This is a genomic window from Streptomyces sp. NBC_01276 (assembly GCF_041435355.1).
Taxonomy (GTDB): Bacteria; Actinomycetota; Actinomycetes; order Streptomycetales; family Streptomycetaceae; genus Streptomyces.
Window position 1 is genome coordinate 5,183,307 of the sequence record NZ_CP108442.1, and the last position, 22,592, is coordinate 5,205,898.

At 71.2% G+C, this 22,592-nt stretch carries 21 protein-coding genes; 8 read left to right on the forward strand and 13 right to left on the reverse strand.

Annotated elements, in window-relative coordinates:
• Nucleotides 1-266: 266 nt before the first annotated feature.
• Nucleotides 267-1,217 (forward strand): GTPase Era, encoded by a 951-nt coding sequence (gene era, locus OG295_RS23215; RefSeq protein WP_371681274.1) that lies wholly within the window; start codon nt 267-269, stop codon nt 1,215-1,217.
• On the opposite strand, the gene OG295_RS23220 is transcribed toward era, so the two are convergent.
• The 4 genes from OG295_RS23220 to OG295_RS23235 form a co-directional block, all read right to left on the reverse strand.
• On the reverse strand, nt 1,214-1,891 hold the full coding sequence (locus tag OG295_RS23220; protein ID WP_371678602.1) for a cyclopropane-fatty-acyl-phospholipid synthase family protein: 678 nt from the start codon (nt 1,889-1,891) through the stop codon (nt 1,214-1,216). The two genes, era and OG295_RS23220, sit on opposite strands and share 4 nt — an antisense overlap.
• 178 nt (nt 1,892-2,069) lie before the next feature.
• Nucleotides 2,070-2,888 (reverse strand): GNAT family N-acetyltransferase, encoded by an 819-nt coding sequence (locus OG295_RS23225; RefSeq protein ID WP_371678603.1) that lies wholly within the window; start codon nt 2,886-2,888, stop codon nt 2,070-2,072.
• Between the two features lie 54 nt (nt 2,889-2,942).
• Nucleotides 2,943-3,215 carry a protealysin inhibitor emfourin gene (locus OG295_RS23230; RefSeq protein WP_266838926.1) on the reverse strand — a complete coding sequence of 91 codons (273 nt, stop codon included), beginning with the start codon at nt 3,213-3,215 and terminating at the stop codon, nt 2,943-2,945.
• A gap of 28 nt (nt 3,216-3,243) precedes the next feature.
• Complete coding sequence (locus OG295_RS23235; protein ID WP_371678604.1) at nt 3,244-4,323, reverse strand: M4 family metallopeptidase; 1,080 nt, start codon at nt 4,321-4,323, stop codon at nt 3,244-3,246.
• Nucleotides 4,324-4,686: 363 nt separating this feature from the next.
• Here OG295_RS23235 and leuA point away from each other — a divergent pair, with 363 nt between their 5' ends.
• The gene (gene leuA / locus OG295_RS23240; protein ID WP_371678606.1) at nt 4,687-6,450 is read left to right on the forward strand and encodes a 2-isopropylmalate synthase; all 1,764 of its coding nucleotides are present in this window, start codon (nt 4,687-4,689) and stop codon (nt 6,448-6,450) included.
• An 89-nt stretch (nt 6,451-6,539) separates the two neighbouring features.
• Here the strand turns inward: leuA and OG295_RS23245 are convergent, their stop codons facing one another.
• The gene (locus OG295_RS23245) at nt 6,540-7,298 is read right to left on the reverse strand and encodes an SDR family NAD(P)-dependent oxidoreductase (protein ID WP_371678607.1); all 759 of its coding nucleotides are present in this window, start codon (nt 7,296-7,298) and stop codon (nt 6,540-6,542) included.
• 180 nt (nt 7,299-7,478) lie between these two features.
• Between OG295_RS23245 and OG295_RS23250 the strand changes: the two genes are divergently transcribed.
• From OG295_RS23250 to OG295_RS23265, 4 genes are all read left to right on the forward strand, one after another.
• Nucleotides 7,479-8,174: a TerB family tellurite resistance protein gene (locus OG295_RS23250; RefSeq protein WP_266838922.1), complete on the forward strand. Its 696-nt coding sequence runs from the start codon at nt 7,479-7,481 to the stop codon at nt 8,172-8,174.
• A gap of 624 nt (nt 8,175-8,798) precedes the next feature.
• Nucleotides 8,799-10,343, forward strand: a complete 1,545-nt coding sequence (locus OG295_RS23255) for a nucleobase:cation symporter-2 family protein (RefSeq protein ID WP_371678608.1) — start codon at nt 8,799-8,801, stop codon at nt 10,341-10,343.
• A 138-nt stretch (nt 10,344-10,481) separates the two neighbouring features.
• Nucleotides 10,482-11,228, forward strand: coding sequence for a DNA repair protein RecO (gene recO, locus OG295_RS23260; RefSeq protein WP_280917620.1), 747 nt, complete (start codon nt 10,482-10,484; stop codon nt 11,226-11,228).
• Nucleotides 11,229-11,239: 11 nt separating this feature from the next.
• A complete protein-coding gene (locus OG295_RS23265; protein ID WP_371678610.1) occupies nt 11,240-12,061 on the forward strand; it encodes an isoprenyl transferase in 822 nt (273 codons plus the stop codon).
• A 183-nt stretch (nt 12,062-12,244) separates the two neighbouring features.
• On the opposite strand, the gene OG295_RS23270 is transcribed toward OG295_RS23265, so the two are convergent.
• The 4 genes from OG295_RS23270 to OG295_RS23285 are packed head-to-tail and all read right to left on the reverse strand — an operon-like array spanning nt 12,245 to nt 15,389.
• Entirely contained in the window at nt 12,245-12,673 is a 429-nt protein-coding gene (locus OG295_RS23270) for a transcriptional repressor (protein WP_266838918.1), read from the reverse strand.
• Between the two features lie 51 nt (nt 12,674-12,724).
• Nucleotides 12,725-13,588, reverse strand: a complete 864-nt coding sequence (locus tag OG295_RS23275) for a metal ABC transporter permease (protein WP_371678612.1) — start codon at nt 13,586-13,588, stop codon at nt 12,725-12,727.
• Nucleotides 13,588-14,403: a metal ABC transporter ATP-binding protein gene (locus OG295_RS23280; protein ID WP_371678613.1), complete on the reverse strand. Its 816-nt coding sequence runs from the start codon at nt 14,401-14,403 to the stop codon at nt 13,588-13,590. The genes OG295_RS23275 and OG295_RS23280 overlap by 1 nt, the downstream gene beginning before the upstream one ends.
• Nucleotides 14,403-15,389 (reverse strand): metal ABC transporter substrate-binding protein, encoded by a 987-nt coding sequence (locus tag OG295_RS23285; protein ID WP_371678614.1) that lies wholly within the window; start codon nt 15,387-15,389, stop codon nt 14,403-14,405. Before OG295_RS23285 ends, OG295_RS23280 begins: the two co-directional genes overlap by 1 nt.
• A gap of 154 nt (nt 15,390-15,543) precedes the next feature.
• Between OG295_RS23285 and OG295_RS23290 the strand changes: the two genes are divergently transcribed.
• Nucleotides 15,544-16,926: a glycine--tRNA ligase gene (locus OG295_RS23290; RefSeq protein ID WP_371678615.1), complete on the forward strand. Its 1,383-nt coding sequence runs from the start codon at nt 15,544-15,546 to the stop codon at nt 16,924-16,926.
• Nucleotides 16,927-17,007: 81 nt separating this feature from the next.
• Here OG295_RS23290 and OG295_RS23295 read toward each other — a convergent pair whose 3' ends face one another.
• From OG295_RS23295 to OG295_RS23310, 4 genes are all read right to left on the reverse strand, one after another.
• Nucleotides 17,008-17,742 (reverse strand): VC0807 family protein, encoded by a 735-nt coding sequence (locus OG295_RS23295; RefSeq protein WP_371678616.1) that lies wholly within the window; start codon nt 17,740-17,742, stop codon nt 17,008-17,010.
• 157 nt (nt 17,743-17,899) lie between these two features.
• Nucleotides 17,900-18,493, reverse strand: coding sequence for a TetR family transcriptional regulator (locus OG295_RS23300; RefSeq protein WP_371678617.1), 594 nt, complete (start codon nt 18,491-18,493; stop codon nt 17,900-17,902).
• A 21-nt stretch (nt 18,494-18,514) separates the two neighbouring features.
• Entirely contained in the window at nt 18,515-19,567 is a 1,053-nt protein-coding gene (locus OG295_RS23305; RefSeq protein WP_371678618.1) for an aldo/keto reductase, read from the reverse strand.
• A gap of 91 nt (nt 19,568-19,658) precedes the next feature.
• Complete coding sequence (locus OG295_RS23310; RefSeq protein ID WP_371678619.1) at nt 19,659-21,107, reverse strand: MFS transporter; 1,449 nt, start codon at nt 21,105-21,107, stop codon at nt 19,659-19,661.
• Nucleotides 21,108-21,141: 34 nt separating this feature from the next.
• Between OG295_RS23310 and dusB the strand changes: the two genes are divergently transcribed.
• A complete protein-coding gene (gene dusB, locus OG295_RS23315; protein ID WP_371678620.1) occupies nt 21,142-22,302 on the forward strand; it encodes a tRNA dihydrouridine synthase DusB in 1,161 nt (386 codons plus the stop codon).
• Nucleotides 22,303-22,592: the final 290 nt, after the last annotated feature.

Sequence of the window (22,592 nt, forward strand, 5' to 3'; positions counted from 1 at the left end):
GGGCCCTCGGCCGGCCCCTGCTGCACCGGGCGCTCACGGGCCTGCCCGCCGAGCTGCTGCCCGGTCAGCAGGCCCGCCTCACCACCCGCTGGGACGGTCCGCCGTCCCTGGAGTGGGCCCGGCTGACGGTGCGCGCCGAAGCCTCCGGGGTCACCGCCGCCGGCGGCGCCGACCACGCCGCGCACCCCCTGCTCGCACCCGTTCTGGCACTCGCCCTGACCCTCGTGGCGGTGGCCTGGTCGGCGCTGGGAGCGGCATCGGGGAGAATGGCCCGTATGAGCGATCGTTCCCCCGAGCCCACCGCCCCGCACCGCGCGGGCTTCGCCTGTTTCGTCGGCCGCCCCAACGCGGGCAAGTCGACCCTGACCAACGCGCTCGTGGGCACCAAGGTCGCGATCACCTCCAACCGGCCGCAGACCACCCGCCACACCGTCCGCGGCATCGTGCACCGCCCCGACGCCCAGCTGGTGCTGGTCGACACCCCCGGGCTGCACAAGCCGCGCACCCTGCTCGGCGAGCGGCTGAACGACGTCGTCCGCACCACGTGGGCCGAGGTCGACGTCATCGGCTTCTGCCTGCCCGCCGACCAGAAGCTCGGCCCCGGTGACAAGTTCATCGCCAAGGAGCTCGCGGCGATCAAGAAGACCCCCAAGATCGCCATCGTGACCAAGACCGACCTGGTCGAGTCGAAGGCGCTGGCCGAGCAGCTCCTGGCCATCCACCAGCTCGGCGCCGAACTCGGCATCGAGTGGGCCGAGATCGTCCCCGTCTCGGCGGTCGGCGACACCCAGGTCCAGCTGCTGGCCGACCTGATCGCCCCGCTGCTGCCCGAGAGCCCCCCGCTCTACCCGGAGGGCGACCTCACCGACGAGCCCGAGATGGTGATGGTCGCGGAGCTGATCCGCGAGGCCGCCCTCGAAGGCGTGCGCGACGAGCTCCCGCACTCCATCGCGGTCGTGGTCGAGGAGATGATCCCGCGCGAGAACCGGCCCGCGGACCGGCCGCTGCTCGACATCCACGCCAACGTCTACATCGAGCGCCCCAGCCAGAAGGGCATCATCATCGGCCCCAAGGGCTCGCGCCTGAAGGAGGTCGGCATGAAGTCGCGCAAGCACATCGAGGCGCTGCTCGGCACCCCGGTCTTCCTCGACCTGCACGTGAAGGTCGCCAAGGACTGGCAGCGCGACCCCAAGCAGCTGCGCAAGCTCGGCTTCTAGACCAGGCGCCGTACCTTCACCGCGTTGTCCGTCCGGGTCCCGGGCGTGCCGTCCGGCATGCTCTGGACCCGTTCGTGTTCCTCGGCCAGCAGCACCTCCCAGGCCCCCTCGGGCAGCTCCAGCTCCGCCACGACCCGGTCGGGGGTGGGGAAGCGCACCGCGCGCCGGACCGGGTCCATGGCCGCGGTGTCCTGCCAGGGCGCCCAGCCCGCGTGGCCGGCCACCAGCAGCACCCCGCCGGGGGCCACGGCCGCGGCGGCCGTCCGCAGGATCCGCTCGCGCGGGAACTCCCCCAGGGTGTGCAGGAAGCAGGCGGAGACCAGGTCGAACTCCCCGGCGGGGAAGGACTCGGCCAGGTCGTGCCGCTCCCACCGCACCCGGTCGGCGACCCCGGCCCCGGCGGCGTGCTCGGCCGCCCGCTCCAGGGCCACGCCGGAGATGTCGGTCCCGGTCACCCGCCAGCCGCGCCGGGCCAGCCAGATCGCGTCGCCGCCCTCGCCGCAGCCCAGGTCCAGGGCCCGGCCGGCGGTCAAGTCCGCGGCCTCCCGGACCAGGACGGCGTTGGCGGCGCCGCTCCAGACCCGCTCGCTCTCGCGGTAGCGGCCGTCCCAGTACGCCCGGCCGAAGCCGCTCTCGGGGGTGTGCTGACGGTCGTGCGGCTGGTGGTCGGCCACGGGGCCTCCTCGGTGGTGCCGGCAGGGACACCGGCGATGCTGCGCCCGGCGGGGCCCGGCGGCAAACATCGTTGCCGTTCCGGCAAAAAGCGCCCGCCCCGTCGCCCCGCTGTCCCGCCCCGCCGCCCCGTCGCCCCGCTGTCCCGCCCCGCCCCGCCCCGCCCCGCCGTCCGCCGGCTCAGGCGTCCTGCGCCGCGGGCTCCGCGATCAGGGCCGTGCCCACGCGGCGGAAGCCGGCCCGGCCGTAGATCCGGGCCACGTCCTCGTCGCCGGCCGACAGGAACACGGTCCGGGCCCCCCGCTCCAGCGCGTGCGCGACCAGGGCCGCCGTCACGGCGAGGGCCAGCCCCTGGCGGCGGGCGGCGGGCAGCGTGCCGACGCCGACGACCTCGGCGACCTCGCCGACCGGGTTGTACTGGCCGGAGCAGAGCACCACCCCGTCGCGTACCGCCGCCGCCATGCCGGTGCGGCCGTCCGCGAGCATTCCCGAGACGCGGGCCCGGCGGGCCTCGGTCCCCGGGTCCTCCAGCGCCGCCGCCAGCTCGGCGGTGCCGGCCTCGCCCGTGGCCGTCCCCGGCGCGGCGAAGGCCAGCGCGGGCACGGTCACCGCGGCCCGCAGCAGCGGGTCGTCGGCGCCCAGCAGCCGTACCTCCGGGTGCGGGGGCAGGGGCCGCGCCCCCGCGTCCAGGACCATCAGGGGGTGCGCGTGAACGTGCAGCCCGGCCGCCTCCACGGCGGCCCGCAAGGAGGGGCTGGTTTCGGCCACCCATTCGAATGCCTCGGGCACCCCCAGTTCCCGTTGCCTCTCCAGCACCTTCCGTACGTCCCCGACGCGCACGTCGGCGGGGCCGCCCAGCGCGGGCCGCGCGTAGTAGGGCCAGCCCTCGCCCTCCTGGACGAAGAGGGTCAGCGGGCCGAAGTCCTCGCCCCGCGCGCCGCCCACGCGGGGGACGGTGTCGTAGTACCGCTCCAGGGCAGCCAAGATCGTTTCGCTCATCCGGCCATCCAAGCAAAACCGCCCCGCCCGGTCACCCGCTTTCCGGGACCCCGCTCAGGCGCCCTCCTTCAGCAGCCGCGAGATCAGGCTCCGCTGGGCGTCCGAGAGGTGCGGGTCCTGGCAGGACACCGTCCGTCCGTCCACCGTGATCCGGTACGAGAACCCGTCCCGCACCCCTCCCGCACCCCGGCCGGCCGCCGGGTCGGGCCGCAGCGCCAGCAGGGCCAGCGCCCGCAGTTCGTCCTCGTCGGGCCGGCCCGAGGTGTCCACCTCGGCCCGGCGCTCGATCCCCGCGAAACCGCCCGTCCGCACCACTTCGATCCGCATGCGGCCCTTCATACCCCAGGAGGGCCCGCTACCCCAGGCCGACGGCCGCCCACGCCTTCTGGAGGGCCTGGTGCTCGGCGCCGCCCTCCCCGTAGCGGGCGACGGCGGCCGCCGTGGACAGCCGGGCGAAGGCCGCGAAGTCCGCCCGCGCCTCCAGCTGCCCGCCCGTGAGCGCGTCGTACCAGATCTGCCCGGCCCGCTCCCAGGCCTTGCCGCCGAGCTCGCTCGCCACGATGTAGAAGGCGTGGTTGGGGATGCCGGAGTTGATGTGGACCCCGCCGTTGTCGCGCGAGGTGGTGACGTAGCCGTCCATCGTGGCCGGCTGGGGGTCCTTGCCGAGCTCGTCGTCGTCGTACGCCGTGCCGGGCGCCTTCATCGAGCGCAGCGCGACCCCGGTCACGTTCGGGCCGAGCAGCCCGGCGCCGATCAGCCAGTCCGCCTCGTCGGCGTTCTGGCCGAGGGAGTACTGCTTGATCAGGGAGCCGAACACGTCGGACATCGACTCGTTGAGGGCCCCGGACTGGCCGTGGTAGTCGAGGTTGGCGGTGTACTGGGTGACGCCGTGGGTCAGCTCGTGCCCGATGACGTCCACGGACACGGTGAAGTCCAGGAACAGGTCGCCGTCGCCGTCGCCGAAGACCATCTGCTGCCCGTCCCAGAAGGCGTTGTTGTAGTCCTGGCCGTAGTGCACGCTCGCGTCCAGCGGGAGCCCGGAGCCGTCGATCGAGCGCCGCCCGAAGCCCTTGAGGAACAGGTCGTACGTCGCCCCCAGCCCGGCGTACGCGCGGTTCACGGTGGCGTCCTTGCTCGGCTCGGCCCCCTCCCCGCGGACCTTCTTCCCGGGCAGCCGGGTGCGGTGCTGGGAGTCGTAGATCGTCCGCCGGGGCCCGTCCGCCGCGGGCGCTTCCGGCGCGGGCGGGGCGATCCCCCGGACGGCGCTGATCCGGCGCCGGGTCCGCAGGGAGGCGTCCAGCTCCAGGGTGCGCTGCGCGGCGTCGGCGCGGGCGGAGTCCGCGGACCGGGCGGCCCGGTCGAGCAGGTGCGGCGGCACGACGGTGCAGAAGACGGGGTGGAGGCGGGCGTGGTCAGGGGTGTGGGAGGCATCCATGCCGGAAATGTGGCAGTGGGTCACCTCGATGTCACTAGCCGCAACCATGATTCATTCGACTGTCTGAAAGCCGTCATGCCGCGTTGACGGATCCGCCGGACCTCACCGGAGAGACCGAGACGTAACCCACAAAGGGTGCAAAACGGACGTGGGGGTCTTGCATACTGAAACAGGTCCTCGCGATACGGCGCGGCTCGGCTAGGCTCGGTGCATCATGCGTTTCGGGCTGCTTCTCCTTAGCTGCCGCGGCGAGGGTCTGTAGTCGTAGGCCGACCCCCTCCCCGCGGAGTTTGGTGTTGCGGTTTTCACTACCGCCGTCGGCCGTCCCAGCGAACTACGCGGACACGCGAGGAGCCCAACGCCATGAGCCAGCAGCCTTTTGTCGGTCGCCCCACGCCCATCACCAACGCGACCCACTCCCAGAAGCCCTCCGGGATGCCGATCCACAAGTACGGCCGGTACGAGCAGGTCGACATCCCCGACCGCACCTGGCCGGACGCCCGCGTCACCAAGGCCCCCCGCTGGCTCTCGACCGACCTGCGCGACGGCAACCAGTCGCTGATCGACCCGATGACCCCCGCCCGCAAGCGCGAGATGTTCGACCTGCTGGTGCGCATGGGCTACAAGGAGATCGAGGTCGGCTTCCCCTCCTCCGGCGAGACCGACTTCGCCTTCGTGCGCTCCATCATCGAAGAGGGCGCGGTCCCGGACGACGTCACCATCTCCGTACTGACCCAGGCCCGCGAGGACCTGATCGAGCGGACCGTGGAGTCCCTGGTCGGCGCCAAGCGCGCCACCGTACACCTGTACAACGCCACCGCCCCCACCTTCCGCCGCGTGGTCTTCCGCGGCTCGAAGGAGCAGATCAAGCAGATCGCCGTCGACGGCACCCGCCTGGTCATGGAGTACGCCGAGAAGCTGCTGGGCCCGGAGACGACCTTCGGCTACCAGTACAGTCCGGAGATCTTCACCGACACCGAGCTGGACTTCGCCCTGGAGGTCTGCGAGGCCGTCTGTGACGTCTGGCAGCCGGCCGAGGGCCGCGAGATCATCCTGAACCTGCCCGCCACCGTGGAGCGCTCGACGCCCTCCACCCACGCGGACCGCTTCGAGTGGATGGCCCGCAACCTGACCCGCCGCGAGCACGTCTGCATTTCCGTGCACCCCCACAACGACCGCGGCACCGCCGTCGCCGCCGCCGAGCTGGCCCTGATGGCCGGCGCCGACCGCATCGAGGGCTGCCTGTTCGGTCAGGGCGAGCGCACCGGCAACGTCGACCTGATCACGCTGGGCATGAACCTGTTCTCCCAGGGCATCGACCCGCAGATCGACTTCTCGCAGATCGACGAGATCCGTCGCACCAGCGAGTACTGCAACCAGATGGAGGTCCACCCGCGCCACCCCTACGCGGGCGACCTGGTCTACACCGCCTTCTCCGGCTCCCACCAGGACGCCATCAAGAAGGGCTTCGACGCCATGGAGGCCGACGCGGCCGCCCGGGGCAAGACCGTCGACGACATCGAGTGGGCCGTTCCGTACCTGCCCATCGACCCGAAGGACGTCGGCCGCTCCTACGAGGCGGTCATCCGCGTCAACTCGCAGTCCGGCAAGGGCGGCATCGCCTACGTCCTGAAGAACGACCACAAGCTGGACCTGCCGCGCCGCATGCAGATCGAGTTCTCGCGGATCATCCAGGCCAAGACCGACGCCGAGGGCGGCGAGGTCACGCCGAAGGCGATCTGGGACGTGTTCTCCGACGAGTACCTGCCCAACCCCGAGAACCCGTGGGGCCGCATCCAGCTGCGCTCCGGTTCGACCGCCACCGACAAGGACGGCACGGACACGCTGACCGTCGAGGCGGTCGTGGACGGCGTGGAGACGGTCCTGAACGGCACCGGCAACGGTCCGATCTCGGCCTTCTTCGACGCGCTGGCCGGCATCGGCGTCGACGCCCGCCTGCTGGACTACACCGAGCACACGATGAGCGAGGGCGCCTCCGCCGTGGCCGCCTCGTACATCGAGTGCGCGATCGACGGCCGCGTCCTGTGGGGCATCGGCATCGACGCCAACACCACCCGCGCCTCCCTGAAGGCGGTCATCTCCGCCGTCAACCGCGCGGGCCGCTGACGCCCCGTACGACCCCCGTACGAGAACCCCGCCCCCCGCCGCACGGCAGGGGGCGGGGTTCCGCCGTTCCGGGGAGCCGTACGGGCCCCTCAGCGGGCCAGGTAGCCGCCGTCGACCGGGAGCACCGCGCCCGTCACGAAGGAGGCCGCGTCCGAGGCGAGGAACGCGATGACCCGGGCCACCTCCTCCGGCTCGCCGAGCCGCCCCATCGGATGGGCGGCGGTCACCTCGGCCAGGTACTCCGGCCCGCCCGGCTCGCCCTCCAGCGCCAGCACCCGCTCCGTGAGGATGGTTCCGGGTGCCACCGCGTTGACGCGGATCCCGTGCGCGGCCCACTCCACCGCCAGGTGCTTGGTCAGCCCGGAGGCCACGAACTTCGCGGGCCCGTACGCCGCCTGGCGCGCCTGCCCGGCCACTCCGGAGATCGAGGACACGCACACCAGCGCCCCGCCGGGACGGGGCTGCGCGGTCATCGCCTCGATCGCGTACTTGCAGGTCAGGAACATTCCCCGGCCGTCGACGGCCATCACGTGGTCCCAGTCCTCGGGACTGGTCTCCCGTACGTCCGAAAGGGGGAGCACCCCGGCGTTCGCCACGGCGACGTCGAGGCGGCCGTAGGCGCCGACCGCCGCCGCGACCATCGCGCGGTTGGCCCCGGGATCGGACACGTCACCGGTGACGACGGTGATGCTCCGGCCCTCGGCGGCCAGTTCCGCGCGCAGGGCCTCCAGGCCCGGGGCGTTGACGTCGGCGGCGGTCAGCAGGGCCCCCGAGCGGGCCAGAAGCAGGGACGTGGCCCGGCCGATGCCGCTCGCGGCACCGGTGACCAGACAGGACTTCTCGTTCATGGCGCCGAGGGTAGGGACTGCGGGAAGGGCCCGGGGGGCGCACACGGCGGCGGGGGCGCAACTCGGCCAACTGCGCGCCCCCGCCCGATGTTGTCTTGTCACACGGCTGACGCATCCTCACCGATGTGGCTAACATCACGCCAACCCGGCGGTGCTGCCGGAAGGTGACGGAGGTGCGACGTGCTGCCAGTTCGGGGTGGGGACGGCCGGAAGCTGACGGCCTGGGGCATCCGTACCACCTGGAGCACCGTGGGCGACGGGGAGTTCTTCTGCCCCGGCTGCGGCGGTGACCGCAACTACCGCCGGCGCACCGGGCGCCGCCGCTTCACCGTGCTCGGAGTGCCGCTGCTGCCGCGCGGGGACGCGGGCCCCGTCGTCGAGTGCCAGGCCTGCCGGGACCGCTTCGGCACCGAGGTGCTCGACCACCTCACCACCACCCGTTTCTCCGCGCTGCTGCGCGACGCCGCGCACACGGTGGCCCTCGCCGTACTGGCGGCCGGCGGCACCTCCTCGCGCAGCGCGCTGGAGGCCGCCGTGACGGCCGTACGGGCCGCCGGGTTCCAGGACTGCACGGAGGAGCAGCTGGAGTCCATGGTGGAGGCCCTGGCCACCGACGAGGGCCGGCTCGGGCTCTACGACGGGCCCGAGTGCTGCGGGGCGGCCCTGTCGATAGAGCTCCACGAGGCGCTGGAACCGCTGGCTCCGCACCTGGCCGGACCGGGCCGCGAATCGATCCTGCTCCAGGGTGCCCGGATCGCCCTCGCGGACGGGCCGTACATCCCCGCCGAGCGCGAGGTGCTGGCCACCGTCGGTGCCGCGCTGCGCATGGACGCGCAGGAGGTGGCCCGGCTGCTGTCGGCGGTGCGGGCGCCCTAGACGACGCGCGCGCGGGCGGATCGGGGCCCGGCGGGGCAGTCGCCCGCCGGGCCCCGGCGCGTCCCGGGCCCGGTCGGGACCCCGCGGCCGGGCCCGGGCGAGGGCCCCGCGGCGGCCCCGGCGGCCCGGAACGAGGTAACGATCCGGCCTTACGGCGGTGAACCGGGGCCCCACGGGATCCGTGCAACGGGGTGGAAGTGCCCCCTCCCTATCCGGCCATCCAGCATGTGGACGGCCGAAATCATGCGCTCCCCTTTGCCGGGTCGACGCCCCTCGCGGAATGTCCGGGCACGTCAGAGCCGTGGCGCTTCGCCGCCGCACAGCCGGAGCGGGCGTTTTCGGGGCCCGGAGCCATACGCCCCTCGCCCCGCTCGCGCCACTGGCGGAACCTCCAGATCGAATGTCCCTGGACGTCAACACTTTGTGGAAGTCGACGATATCTGTGAGCGCGCCCACAGGCGTTCAATTCCGGTCACACGACGAGACACCGCCGGAAACACAGCGGGGCTTCGATCTCCGTGTTCCCCCTGAAGACCCCGGCGGACCAACGGGTTAGCGACCCACTCCGACCAGGGACAACCAGCTTCCTCTCCATCACCTACCTCATTGAAGGGCAAGGCAGAGATGGCACGTGTCGCCGCCCGGCTTTCCGCCAACGGAGAGCAGAGCTCGCACCCGGTCGACGAGGTGCTCCCCCTCCCCAAGCTCGCGCTGTACGGCTTCCAGCACGTACTCGCCTTCTACGCCGGTGCGGTGATCGTCCCGATCATCGTCGGCAGCGCACTCAAGCTGAGCCCGGAACAGCTGGTCTACCTGATCAACGCGGACCTCTTCACCTGCGGTATCGCCTCGATCATCCAGGCCTGGGGCATCGGCCGCGTCGGCGCGCGGCTCCCGCTGATCCAGGGCGTGACCTTCACGGCGGTCTCGCCGATGATCGCCATCGGTCTCGGCGCCGGCGGCGGGACCGCGGCCCTGCTGGTGATCTACGGCGCGGTCATCACGGCCGGTCTGGCCACCTTCGCCTTCGCCTGGCTGCCCGCCAAGGCCTTCCGCGCCGTCATGCGGCTCTTCCCGCCGGTGGTCACCGGCACGGTCATCACGGTCCTCGGCATCGTCCTGATCCCGGTCGGCCTCAAGGACGCGGCCGGCGGAGCCCCGACGATCGCCGACGGCGGCGTCCCGACGCAGCTGGCCTACGCCGGCGGCACCATGCTCTTCATCCTCGTCCTGATGAAGTTCGGCGGACCGTTCCTGCGCAGCATCAGCATCCTGCTCGGCCTGGTCGGCGGCACGGTGGCGGCCTTCCTGCTCGGGGACGCGAAGTTCGGCAGCGTCGGCCGGTCCGACTGGATCGGCGTCACCACGCCCTTCCACTTCGGGGCCCCGAAGTTCGAATGGTTCCCGATCCTCCTCATGCTGATCGTCATGCTGATCACCATGGTCGAGACCACCGGCGACACGTACGCGGTCGGCGACATCGTCGGCAAGGAGGTCGACAGCGAGACCGTGGCCCGCGCCCTGCGCGCCGACGGCGCCGCCACCGCCCTCGGCGGCATCCTGAACTCCTTCCCGTACGTGGCCTTCGCCGAGAACGTCGGCCTGGTGCGGATGACCAAGGTCAAGAGCCGCTTCGTGGTCGTGGCCGCAGGCGCCTTCATGATCGTGCTCGGCCTGATCCCCAAGGCCGCCGCGATCGTCGCCTCCGTCCCGCCGGGCGTCCTCGGCGGCGCCGCCACCGTGATGTTCGGCATGGTCGCTCTGGCCGGTATCCAGACCCTCGCCAAGGTGGACCTGAAGGAGGAGAAGAACGCCCTGATCGTCGGCGTCTCGCTGGCCTTCGCCCTCTTCCCCGCCACGGTTCCGGCCTACTTCGACAAGCACGTCAGCCCGGACGTCTCCTCGCTCCTCAACAGCGGTGTCACCCTCGGTGCCACGGCCGCGATCCTCCTCAACCTGGTCTTCAACGGCCTGGCCAAGGACGACGCCGGGTCCGCGCCGCAGGCCGAGCCGGCCGCCGGGCAGGCCGCCCCGCCGGCCGTCGAGCCGGCCGAGGCGGTCGCCGAGCCGGCCGCCAAGCCGGCCCCGCCGGTCGAGCTGCCCGCACAGCCGGTGGCGGCCCCGGCCGGGGCCGAGAAGGCCGACGGAGCCGGAACCACCACCTCCTGATCCTCCTGATCCTCCCAAGGGGTGCCGTCCCCGCCCGGACCGCGGTCCGGGCGGGGACGAGCGCTGTTCCCCGCGGGCGGGGGCGCCGCCGCACGCCGCCGTCCCCGTACGGGGTTCCGTACAGGTGACAATGGGCGCATGAGTCTGTTCCGCGACGACGGCATCGTGCTGCGCACCCAGAAGCTGGGTGAGGCGGACCGCATCATCACCCTGCTCACCCGCGGTCACGGCCGCGTACGGGCCGTCGCACGCGGGGTGCGCCGTACGAAGTCCAAGTTCGGCGCCGGGCTGGAACCTTTCTCCCACGCCGACGTGCAGTTCTTCGCCCGCGGCAGCGAGCTCATCGGCCGCAGCCTGCCGCTGTGCACCCAGACCGAGATCATCGCCCCCTACGGCAACGGCATCGTCACCGACTACGCCCGGTACACCGCCGGCACCGCGATGCTGGAGACCGCCGAACGCTTCACCGAGAACGAGGGCGAACCCTCCGTCCAGCAGTACCTGCTGCTGGTCGGCGCCCTGCGCACGCTCGCGCGCGGCGAACACGAACCGCACCTCATCCTCGACGCCTTCCTGCTGCGCTCCCTCGCCGTCAACGGCTACGCGCCCAGCTTCGAGGACTGCGCGAAGTGCGGGATCCACGGCCCCAACCGGCACTTCTCCGTCGCCGCGGGCGGGGTCATATGCGGAGACTGCCGCGTCCCCGGCTCCGTCGTACCCTCGTCGGAGGCCATCGCACTGCTCAGCGCGCTGCTGACGGGCGACTGGAAACACGCGGACGCCTGCGAGGCGCGCCACGTGCGGGAGGGCAGCGGGCTGGTCTCGGCCTATTTGCACTGGCATCTGGAGCGCGGGCTACGCTCCCTGCGTTACGTCGAGAAATAGGAGCTGGGCACATGGCACGACGCGGGATTCTGGGACGCTCTCGCCGCGAGTACAAGGTTCCCGAGCCGCACCCGTCCGGTGCGCGCCCGCCGAAGATCCCCGGTGAGCTGGTCCCGAACCACGTCGCCGTCGTCATGGACGGCAACGGCCGCTGGGCCAAGGAGCGCGGCCTGCCGCGCACCGAGGGCCACAAGGTGGGCGAGGGCGTCGTGCTCGACGTGCTCAAGGGCTGCCTGGAGATGGGCGTCAAGAACCTGTCCCTGTACGCCTTCTCGACGGAGAACTGGAAGCGCTCGCCCGACGAGGTCCGCTTCCTGATGAACTTCAACCGCGACGTCATCCGCCGCCGCCGCGACGAGATGAACGAGCTCGGCATCCGGATCCGCTGGGTCGGCCGCATGCCGAAGATGTGGAAGTCCGTCGTCCAGGAGCTCCAGATCGCCCAGGAGCAGACCGTCGACAACGACGCGATGACCCTGTACTTCTGCGTGAACTACGGTGGCCGCGCGGAGATCGCCGACGCGGCGCAGGCGATCGCCCGTGACGTGGCCGCCGGCCGGCTGGACCCGTCGAAGGTCAACGAGAAGACCTTCGCGAAGTACATCTACTACCCGGACATGCCGGACGTGGACCTGTTCCTGCGTCCCAGCGGCGAGCAGCGCACCTCCAACTACCTGCTCTGGCAGAGCGCGTACGCCGAGATGGTCTTCCAGGACGTGCTGTGGCCGGACTTCGACCGCCGCAACCTCTGGGCGGCCTGCCTGGAGTACGCCCAGCGCGACCGCCGCTTCGGCGGCGCCGTCCCGAACCAGTCCGAGGGCTCCACGGGCTGACCGGTCGGCCGGGCTCCGCCGCCACGGACACGCCCCGACCGGGCGGTGGAGCCGCGTCACCGCGCCCGCCGTCCGGAGGGCGCGCAGGCGGGCGGCAGGAGCGGCAGACAGGGCTCGCCTTTCGGATCCGGCCGATGTCGACCGGATCCGATCGGTCTTCGGCCGGATCCTGACCAGGATCGGTCAGCCGGCCGCCGCGCAGTCGGCGCAGGTGCCGAAGATCTCGACGGTGTGGGCCACGTTCACGTAGCCGTGTTCGGCCGCGATGGCGTCCGCCCACTTCTCCACGGCGGGGCCCTCGACCTCCACCGCCTTGCCGCACTTGCGGCAGACCAGGTGGTGGTGGTGCTCCCCGGTGGAGCAGCGCCGGTACACGGACTCGCCGTCGCTGGTGCGCAGCACGTCGACCTCGCCCGCGTCGGCCAGGGACTGCAGGGTGCGGTACACGGTGGTCAGGCCCACGGAGTCGCCGCGGTGCTTGAGCATGTCGTGCAGCTCCTGGGCGCTGCGGAACTCGTCCACCTCGTCCAGCGCCGCCGCCACTGCGGCCCGCTGCCGGGTGGACCGTCCTCGTACTGGCGCGGTATTCGTCTCGCCAGGCGCAGTCGCCACCGGTTCCTCCTCGTTTCGGCCTCGGCCCATTGTGCCAGGCGGCCGTCCCTCTCAGACTGTCACGTCATCCCGCGTACAGACCTCCTCCGCCGCGCGGGCGGACGCCGCGCGGCGCCGGGCCAGGGGCGCCGAGACGGCCGTCAGGGCCATGAACACCGCGATGGCGAGCAGCACGATCGCGGCGCCGGACGGCGCGTTGAGGTAGTACGTGGCGGTCGTGCCGACCAGGGAGACGGTGAGGCTGATGCCGATGGCCAGCCCCAGCGTGGCGGCGAAGCCCCGGGTGATCCGCTGCGCGGCCGCGACCGGGATCACCATCATGGCGCTGACCAGCAGCAGTCCCACGATGCGCATGGCGACCGTCACGGTGACGGCGGCGGTGACCGCGATCAGCAGGTTCAGCAGGCGCACCGGCAGGCCGGTGACCTTGGCGAACTCCTCGTCCTGGCAGACGGCGAAGAGCTGTCGGCGCAGGCCGAGGGCGACGGCGAGGACGAAGGCGGCGAGGAGCGCCATCGCGGTGACGTCCTCGGGCGCGACGGCGGTGATCGAGCCGAACATGGGGCCCAGGAGCTTCGCGGTGGAGCTGCCGCCGAGGTTCACGATCATCACGCCGCCCGCCAGGCCGCCGTAGAACAGCAGCGACAGGGCGACGTCGCCGCTGGTCCTGCCGCGGGAACGGATCATCTCCATCGCGACGGCGCCGACGACCGCCACGAGGGTGGCCATCCACACCGGGCTGGTGTTGGTGACGAGGCCGAGCGCGACACCGGTCATCGCGACGTGGCCGAGGCCGTCGCCCATGATCGCCTGGCGGCGCTGGACCAGGTACGTGCCGATCGCGGGCGCCGTCACGCCGACCAGTGCGGCGGCGATCAGCGCGCGCACCATGAAGGGGTCGTTGAGGAAGCCCATCAGCTCAGCAGTCCCGTCCGCAGGGGTTCGGCGTCGTGCGCCGAGTGGGGGTGTACGTGGTCGTGGCCCGGCAGGGCGTGCTGCCCCACGGCCTCGGGGGGCGGGCCGTCATGCGTGACGCAGCCGTCGCGCAGTACGACCGCCCGGTCGATCAGGGGTTCCAGGGGACCCAGCTCGTGCAGGACCAGCAGGACGGTGGTCCCGGCCTCGACCTGGCGGCGTACGGCGTTGGCCAGGACCTCCTGGTTGCCCAGGTCCACGCCGGCCATCGGCTCGTCCATGATCAGGAGTTCGGGTTCGGCGGCGAGCGCCCGGGCTATGAGCACGCGCTGGTGCTGGCCGCCGGAGAGGGCGTTGACCGAGGCGTCGGCGTGGCCCTCCATGTCCACCAGGGACAGGGCGTGCTCGACGGCGGCCTTGTCGGCCCTGCGCAGGATCCCGAAGCGGGTGCGGGTCAGCCGGCCGGAGGAGACGACCTCGCGGACGGTGGCGGGTACGCCCCCGGCGGCGGTGGTCCGCTGGGGGACGTAGCCGATCCGCGACCACTGGCGGAAGCGCTTGAAGTCGGTGCCGAAGAGGGACAGCTCGCCGGAGGTCAGGGGGACCTGGCCGACGACGGCGCGGACGGCCGTGGACTTGCCCGAGCCGTTGGCGCCGAGCAGGGCGACGACCTCACCCCGGTGCACGGTGAGGTCGACCCCGCGCAGCACGGGGCGCGAGCCGAGCGAGGCCGTGGCCCCGCGCAGGGATATGACGGTCCGGTCCTGGCCCTCTTGCGGCGTGGACTGCATGGTGCGCGCCTCCGTTACTGCCATTACTTGCTCCCGAGTGCCTTCTGCAGGTTCTTCAGGTTGGAGCGCATGACCTCGAAGTAGTCGGCGCCCTGGGACGAGTCGGTGATGCCTTCGAGGGGGTCCAGGACATCGGTCTTGAGGCCGGTGTCCCGGGCGAGGGCCTTGGCCGTCTTGTCGCTGGCCAGGGCCTCGAAGAACACGGTCGTCACATTGTCCTTCTTCGCGACGGCCTGGAGTTCCTTCATCCGGGCCGGGCTGGGCTCGGCCTCGGGGTCGACGCCGGAGATGCCCTCCTGGTGCAGGCCGTAGCGCTCGGCGAGGTAGCCGAAGGCGGAGTGCGTGGCGATGAAGGTCTTGGTGGCCGTGTTCTGCAGGCCGTCCTTGAACTCGGTGTCCAGGGCGCCCAGCTTGGCGACGAGTTCACCGGCGTTCTTGCGGTAGTCGGCCGCGTTGGAGGGGTCGGCCTTCTCCAGTGCGGCGCCGACGCCCTGGGCGATCTCCGCGTACTTGACGGGGTCCAGCCACACGTGGGGGTCGGTTCCGGCCTCGCCGTGGTCGTGCCCGTGGTCGTGCCCGTCGTCCTCGCCCTCGGCCGCGTGGTCGTGGCCCTCGTGCCCGGCGGCGGAGTGGGTCTCCAGCTTGGTGAGGGTGGCGGCGTCGACGACGTTCTTCGCGCCGGACAGCTCGACGGCCTTGTCCACGGCGGGCTGGAGGGTCTTGAGGTAGAGCACCACGTCGGCGTCGCCCAGCTGCGAGGTCTGCCGGGGGGTGATCTCCAGGTCGTGCGGTTCGACGCCCGGCTTGGTGAGGCCCGTGACCTTCACGTGGTCCTTGCCGATCTGCTCGGCGAGGAACTGCAGCGGGTAGAACGACGCCGTCACACCCAGTCTGCCGCCCTTGTCGTCACCGGGCTGGGCTCCGGCTCCGGAGCAGGCGGTGAGGGCCGTCGCGGCCAGGGCGACGGCACCGGCGAGGGCGGCGGTGGGTATGAGGCGTCGTACGTTCATGACATCCATTTTCATCAAAGATGGAAACGATTGTCAAAAGCCCCGGTGAGCGGACTGCCGTCCTCCGTAGAAGGGGTCCCCGATTTGATAGGCGGGGTGCGGGCGCCGGTAACCTAAAGACTTCGCCGTTCGTCCTCGTAATGAAGAGAGCACCGTGGCCGCCGACAAGATCGAAACCATCGTCAGCCTGAGCAAGCGCCGTGGCTTCGTTTTCCCGTGCAGTGACATCTACGGCGGCTCCAGGGCTGCCTGGGACTACGGCCCGCTCGGTGTCGAGCTCAAGGAGAACATCAAGCGCCAGTGGTGGAAGGCGATGGTCACCGGGCGTGAGGACGTCGTCGGCCTCGACTCTTCCGTGATCCTGGCCCCCGAGGTGTGGGTGGCCTCCGGCCACGTCGCGACCTTCTCCGACCCGCTCACCGAGTGCACCTCCTGCCACAAGCGCCAGCGTGCCGACCACCTGGAAGAGGCGTACGAGGCCAAGCACGGCCGCCTGCCCGCCAACGGCCTTGCCGACGTCAACTGCCCCCACTGTGGCGTGAAGGGCCAGTTCACCGAGCCCAAGCAGTTCTCCGGCATGCTGGAGACCCACCTCGGCCCGACCCAGGACACCGGTTCCAAGGCATACCTGCGCCCGGAGACCGCCCAGGGCATCTTCACCAACTTCGCCCACGTGCAGACGACTTCGCGCAAGAAGCCCCCGTTCGGCATCGCGCAGATGGGCAAGTCCTTCCGCAACGAGATCACGCCGGGCAACTTCATCTTCCGCACGCGCGAGTTCGAGCAGATGGAGATGGAGTTCTTCGTCAAGCCGGGCGAGGACGAGCAGTGGCAGGAGTACTGGATGGCCGAGCGGTGGAACTGGTACCGCGGCCTCGGTATCCGCGAGGAGAACATCCGCTGGTACGAGCACCCGAAGGAGAAGCTGTCCCACTACTCGAAGCGCACCGCCGACATCGAGTACCGCTTCAACTTCGGTGGCAACGAGTTCTCCGAGCTGGAGGGCGTGGCCAACCGCACCGACTTCGACCTCAAGGCGCACTCCGCCGCCTCCGGCCAGGACCTGACGTACTTCGACCAGGAGGCCGGCGAGCGTTACACGCCGTACGTCATCGAGCCGGCGGCCGGTGTGAACCGCGCCATGCTCGCCTTCATGCTCGACGCGTACAACGAGGACGAGGCCCCCAACGCCAAGGGCGTCATGGAGAAGCGCACCGTCATGCGCCTCGACCCGCGCCTGGCGCCCATCAAGGTCGCCGTCCTGCCGCTGTCCCGCAACGCGACGCTGTCGCCGAAGGCCAAGGGCCTGGCCGCCGACCTGCGCAAGAACTGGAACATCGAGTTCGACGACGCCGGTGCCATCGGCCGCCGCTACCGTCGCCAGGACGAGATCGGTACGCCGTTCTGCGTCACCGTCGACTTCGACACCCTGGACGACAACGCGGTGACCGTGCGCGAGCGCGACACCATGAAGCAGGAGCGCGTCTCCCTGGACCAGATCCAGAGCTACCTCGGCAGCCGTCTGCTCGGCTGCTAGGTCCCGACGCGAGAAAGCCGGTGGCCCGGTGCGCGATCCGCGCACCGGGCCACCGGCTTTCGTGTGTTCCTGCGCGGCGGGTCAGGCCGCGGGGGTTCCTCCGGCGGTCTGCACGGCCGGCTGCCCGGCCGCCTGCGCCGCCGCCTCGGCCGCCCGCCTCTCACCCTCGGCCTGGGAGCGCTTGCCGTAGCGGGTCGTCCACACCGCCAGGCCGATCATGGTCCCGTAGATCATGAACGGGCTGATCACCACCATGGTCGAGGTGCTCAGGGCGAAGGCCAGGGCGATCCGGACCAGGGCCTCGATGACGTAGGCGGCGCCCCACACCAGGGTCATGCGGCGCATCGTGGTGCGGAAGCCCTCGTACTGCCACAGGCCGTTCCACCAGGCGGTGCTCTCCGGAGTGCCGTCCGTGGCGAACTTGCGGCCGAAGTAGAAGATCAGCGGGCGGGCCGTGGCCAGGGTGGCCAGGCAGAGCAGCCCGAACAGGCCCGTCACGCCCGAGTCCTTGATCAGCAGGGCCCGCGCCGAGTGGGCGCCGATGAGTGAGACGACGGCGGTGATCACCAGGAACACGATGGTGACCAGGGCGAATTCGTCGAGCTTGCGCCGCCAGGCCACGACGATGGCGGTGTCGAGAACCGCCCAGGCGCCACTGATGAGCAGCGCCGCGAACTCGCTCCAGCCGTGGTCCTTGAGCGCGTTGTACGTGAGGATCGGCGCGACCACATTCAGGCCGATCGTCAGGATCCAGCTGACGGCGGCGGCCGCGCCGGAGCGCGCGGGAGGTGCGGGACGTGAGACGTCGGTGGACAAGGTTCCCCCTGGAACGTACATGGTGAAGTGTGCGGTAAGGGGACCGTAAAGAAATGACAGGGACATGTACAAGTTGGCTGACCCAAAATGATCGCCAAGCCGTCCGGAGGGTTTCATTCCGGATGGTGGGTTTCGTTCCGGACAGCGGAGTCCCAGGTCAGGCGCGCAGGCCTCGGATGATGAGCGAGGTGACGGCCTCGAACTCGGGCACGATCGTCGGCGAGATCCAGTCGGCCGCGTACTGCGGATCGTGGAAGCGCCCGGTGGCGTCGAACACGGCGCGGGCGGCCGCGGGGACATCGGGAGCGGCCAGGGTGCCGGCCGCGACGCCCTCGGCGATGATCCGTGTCAGCTGGTCGATGAGCTGGGTCAGGTGGGCGTCGACCACCCCGCTGTTCTCGGCCAGCAGCACGGTGTAGGTGGCGAACAGCTCGGGATCCGCCCCGGCCTTCTTCCGCTTGGCCTCGAAGAGGGCTTCGAGCCACGTCTCCAGCTTGGTGGGGGCCGCCTCGGCCGGAGCCGAGGCGATGCGCTCCAGCACGACCACGCTCTTGGCGAGCCAGCGGTCCGTGACGGCCTCGCGCAGTGCCGCCTTCGACGGGAAGTGCCGGTACACGCTGCCGTGGCTGACGCCCAGGGCGCGCGCCACGTCCACCACGGTCGCCTTGCCCGGGCCGAAGCGCCGCAGCACCTCCTCGGTCGTTTCGAGGATGCGCTCGGGGGTCAGGGGCTCGGCGGCAGCGGAGGGCATGGGTACGACCGTACCGCCCGCTCAGTGCTCGCTGTCCAGGTGGGCCATCTGGGCCGCCGGGTAGCGATCGCCGGCCGCCGCTCCCGCCGGGACCGCCGCTTCGACGGCCGCCAGGTCCGCCGGGGTCAGCTCCACCCGCATGGCACCGAGTGCCTCCGCCAGCCGGTCCCGGCGCCGGGCCCCGACCAGCGGCACGATGTCGACGCCGTGGCGCGGCCCCTGGGCGAGCACCCAGGCGATGGCGGTCTGCGCGACACTCACGCCCTTCTCCGCGGCCACCTTGCGCAGTACCTCGACCAGGTCGAGGTTGCGCTGGAGGTTCTCGCCCTGGAAGCGGGGGCTCATCCCGCGGAAGTCGCCCGGGGCCAGCTCGCGGTCGCGGGAGAAGTGGCCGCTGATCAAGCCGCGGGAGAGCACCCCGTACGCCGTGATCCCGATGCCGAGTTCTCTGGCGGTCGGCAGGATCTCGTCCTCGATGCCGCGGGAGATCAGGGAGTACTCGATCTGGAGGTCGGAGATCGGGGCCACGGCGGCGGCCCGGCGCAGGGTGTCGGCGCCGACCTCGGAGAGGCCGATGTGCCGTACGTGTCCCGCCTGCACGGCCTCGGCGATGGCCCCGACGGTTTCCTCGATCGGGACGTCCGGGTCCACGCGGGCGATCCGGTAGACGTCGATGTGGTCCCGGCCGAGCCGCTGCAGGGAGTAGGCCAGGAAGTTCTTCACGGCCGCGGGCCGGCCGTCGTACCCGGTGAAGCCGCCCTCGACGGTGCGCAGGGCTCCGAACTTGACGCTGGTCAGCGCCGCCTCGCGGGCGGCCGCGGGGGCGGTGCGCAGGGCTTCGTTGATCAGCAGCTCGTTGTGGCCCATTCCGTAGAAGTCGCCGGTGTCGAGCAGCGTGTTCATCCCGGCGGGAGCCGCTTCGAGGAAGGCGTGGACGGTCGCGAGGGACTCGGAGCGGTCGGCCTCGCCGTAGAGCGCGGACATGCCCATGCAGCCCAGCCCCAGGGGGAAGACGGTGGGGCCCGTGGCGCCGAGCGTGCGGGGGGTGGCGGTGGTGTTCTCGTGTGTCGTCATGGAACAACAATGGCATGACGGGTGACAGATTTCAATATCTGTCACCCGTCGGTGTGAAGCGCCCGCGGTCCCGCCGCGGACCGGTGGCCCGTCAGGCCATGGGGGGAGCGGCCGCCGCCGCGGGGCTGGGGGCCGGTTCGAGCTCGCGGGCCGTGCGCCGGGCCGTGGCATCGGCCCACGCGCCGGTCGTCGCCGCGCCCACGAGCAGGACCAGCAGCCCGCAGGCCGTGATGATCCACCAGGCGGGCCGGGTGGCCGCCGCGAAGTCCCCGCCGCCCGCCGTCCCGGCCGCCAGCACCGCGCCGATCACCGCGACGCCCAGCGCCCCGCCGGTCTGCCGGCTGGTGGAGGCCACGGCGGCCGCGACCCCCGCCTGGGCGCGCGGCATCCCGGAGATCGCCGTATTGGTGATCGGGGCGTTGACCAGGCCGAAGCCGATGCCGAAGAGCACGTACCCGGCGAACATCAGGGGGGTGGAGCCCTCCGCCGAGAACGCTGCGAACAGCAGCCCGCTCGCCCCCATCGCCACCCCCGCGATCAGCAGCGGGAGCCGCGGCCCCCGGGTGGCGACCAGCCGGCCGGCCAGCGGCGCGCACAGGAACGCCGGCACGGCCATCGGCAGCATGTAGAGCCCGGCGTCGAGGGCGCCCAGCCCCCGTACGTCCTGGAGGTAGAGGGTGTTCAGGAAGAGGAACCCGGACAGCGCGGCGAAGGCGCTCACCGCCATCACCGTCGCCCCGCTGAACGGCGCGCTCCGGAAGAACCGGGGGTCGATCAGCGGCTCCGCGCGCCGGGGCTCGTAGACGATCAGCGCGGTCAGCGCGGCCACGGCGGCCAGGGCGCAGCCGACGATGACCGGGGAGGTCCAGCCGGCCGCCGGGCCCTCGATGATCCCGTACGTCATCGCGCCGAGCAGGACCATGACCAGCAGCTGGCCCACCGGATCGGACCGGCGGGGGTGCTCGGCCCGGGACTCGGGGAGGTAGCGCAGGGTCAGGGCGAGGGCGAGGAGGCCGACGGGCAGGTTCACCCAGAAGATCGACCGCCAGCCGACGGAGTCCACCAGCAGGCCGCCGATCAGGGGCCCGGCGGCCATGGAGATGCCCACCACCGCACCCCAGACGCCGATGGCGCGGGCGCGTTCCTTCGGGTCCGTGAACGTGTTGGTGATGATCGACATGGCGACCGGATTGAGCATCGAGCCGCCGACGGCCTGGACCATCCGGAAGGCGATCAGCCATTCGAGGGTGGGGGCGAGCGAGCAGAGCGCCGAGCCCGCGGTGAAGAGGACCAGGCCCGCCGCGAAGACCCTGCGGCGCCCGATCCGGTCGGCCGTGGACCCGGCCAGTATCAGCAGCGAGGCCAGGACCAGGGTGTACGCGTCGATCGTCCACTGCATGCCCGAGACCGAGGCGTGCAGTTCGTGGCGCATCGAAGGGAGCGCGACGTTCAGGACGGTGTTGTCGAGACTGACGATGAGCAGGCTCATGCAGCAGATCGCCAGGACGAGCACGCGCCGCCGGTGACTCATGTGATGCATGCCGCCGATAGTACGTCTAACTAACAACAAGGGCATGCGCGACAATGGGGGGATGACCACGCTCCCCCCGCCGCTCGCGATCGGCCCGCACACCGTGCAGCCCCCGGTGGTGCTCGCGCCGATGGCCGGCATCACCAATGCCCCGTTCCGCACCCTCTGCCGCGAGTTCTCGGGCGGCAAGGGGCTGTTCGTGAGCGAGATGATCACGACCCGCGCCCTGGTCGAGCGCAACGACAAGACCATGCAGCTGATCCACTTCGACGCGACGGAAAAGCCGCGCTCGATTCAGCTGTACGGGGTGGACCCGGTGACGGTCGGCAAGGCCGTCCGGATGATCGTCGAAGAGGACCGCGCCGACCACATCGACCTCAACTTCGGCTGCCCCGTCCCCAAGGTCACCCGCAAGGGCGGCGGCTCGGCCCTGCCCTACAAGCGCAACCTGCTGCGGGCGATCCTGCGCGAGGCCGTCGCGGGCGCGGGCGACCTGCCGGTGACGATGAAGATGCGCAAGGGCATCAACGACGATCACCTCACCTACCTCGACGCCGGCCGGATCGCCGTCGAGGAAGGGGTCACCGCCATCGCCCTGCACGGCCGCACCACCGCCCAGCACTACGGCGGGACGGCCGACTGGGAGGCCATCGCCCGTCTCAAGGAGCACGTGCCGGAGATTCCGGTGCTCGGCAACGGCGACATCTGGTGTGCGGAGGACGCCCTGCGCATGGTCCGCGAGACGGGCTGCGACGGCGTCGTCGTGGGGCGCGGCTGCCTCGGGCGGCCGTGGCTGTTCAACGACCTGGTGGCGGCCTTCGAGGGCAGGCCCGAGGACTTCCACAAGCCCACGCTGCGCGAGGTCGCGGCCACGATGGTCAGGCACGCGCAGCTGCTGGGGGAGTGGATCGGCGACGAGGCGCGCGGGGTGATCGACTTCCGTAAGCACGTGGCCTGGTACCTCAAGGGCTTCGCGGTGGGGTCCGAGATGCGGGGGAAGCTGGCGGTCACCTCCTCCCTGGCCGAACTGGACGCTCATCTGAGCGAGCTCGATCTGGATCAGCCGTGGCCCGAGAGTGCGGACGGTCCGCGCGGCCGGACGTCCGGAAACAACCGGGTTGTCCTGCCCGAGGGCTGGTTGAACGATCCGTACGACTGCGCCGGCGTGAGCGAGGACGCCGAGCTGGACACCTCCGGGGGCTGACAAATCGCCCTCCGTGCGGCGTGATATACGCCACGCATGGGAGGGGTTTCGCTCAGATGAGCACATAAGTCACGGGTAAGACTTTCAAAGGGTGGCACTGGGTGCCACCCTTTGTGCGTTCAAGACTTGAACGCAAATGTATCGATGATCGCTCATCCGAGCGTGATCAGGCCTCAAAACCCCCCTCTCCCTTCGGGTTCTGAATGCTGCGGGCCGGTTTTCCTTACCCGTGAGTTACTTTCGATGTGGTGGCGCACGGGTGGTTACAGCCGCATGACGGCCAAGTGGAC

Coding starts and splice junctions, on each gene's coding strand:
- era (WP_371681274.1), top strand. CDS start 267: ATGGCCCGTATGAGCGATCGTTCCCCCGAGCCCACCGCCCCGCACCGC.
- OG295_RS23225 (WP_371678603.1), bottom strand. CDS start 2,888: ATGAGCGAAACGATCTTGGCTGCCCTGGAGCGGTACTACGACACCGTC.
- OG295_RS23230 (WP_266838926.1), bottom strand. CDS start 3,215: ATGCGGATCGAAGTGGTGCGGACGGGCGGTTTCGCGGGGATCGAGCGC.
- OG295_RS23235 (WP_371678604.1), bottom strand. CDS start 4,323: ATGGATGCCTCCCACACCCCTGACCACGCCCGCCTCCACCCCGTCTTC.
- leuA (WP_371678606.1), top strand. CDS start 4,687: ATGAGCCAGCAGCCTTTTGTCGGTCGCCCCACGCCCATCACCAACGCG.
- OG295_RS23245 (WP_371678607.1), bottom strand. CDS start 7,298: ATGAACGAGAAGTCCTGTCTGGTCACCGGTGCCGCGAGCGGCATCGGC.
- OG295_RS23255 (WP_371678608.1), top strand. CDS start 8,799: ATGGCACGTGTCGCCGCCCGGCTTTCCGCCAACGGAGAGCAGAGCTCG.
- recO (WP_280917620.1), top strand. CDS start 10,482: ATGAGTCTGTTCCGCGACGACGGCATCGTGCTGCGCACCCAGAAGCTG.
- OG295_RS23265 (WP_371678610.1), top strand. CDS start 11,240: ATGGCACGACGCGGGATTCTGGGACGCTCTCGCCGCGAGTACAAGGTT.
- OG295_RS23275 (WP_371678612.1), bottom strand. CDS start 13,588: ATGGGCTTCCTCAACGACCCCTTCATGGTGCGCGCGCTGATCGCCGCC.
- OG295_RS23280 (WP_371678613.1), bottom strand. CDS start 14,403: ATGGCAGTAACGGAGGCGCGCACCATGCAGTCCACGCCGCAAGAGGGC.
- OG295_RS23285 (WP_371678614.1), bottom strand. CDS start 15,389: ATGAACGTACGACGCCTCATACCCACCGCCGCCCTCGCCGGTGCCGTC.
- OG295_RS23300 (WP_371678617.1), bottom strand. CDS start 18,493: ATGCCCTCCGCTGCCGCCGAGCCCCTGACCCCCGAGCGCATCCTCGAA.
- OG295_RS23305 (WP_371678618.1), bottom strand. CDS start 19,567: ATGACGACACACGAGAACACCACCGCCACCCCCCGCACGCTCGGCGCC.
- OG295_RS23310 (WP_371678619.1), bottom strand. CDS start 21,107: ATGCATCACATGAGTCACCGGCGGCGCGTGCTCGTCCTGGCGATCTGC.
- dusB (WP_371678620.1), top strand. CDS start 21,142: ATGCGCGACAATGGGGGGATGACCACGCTCCCCCCGCCGCTCGCGATC.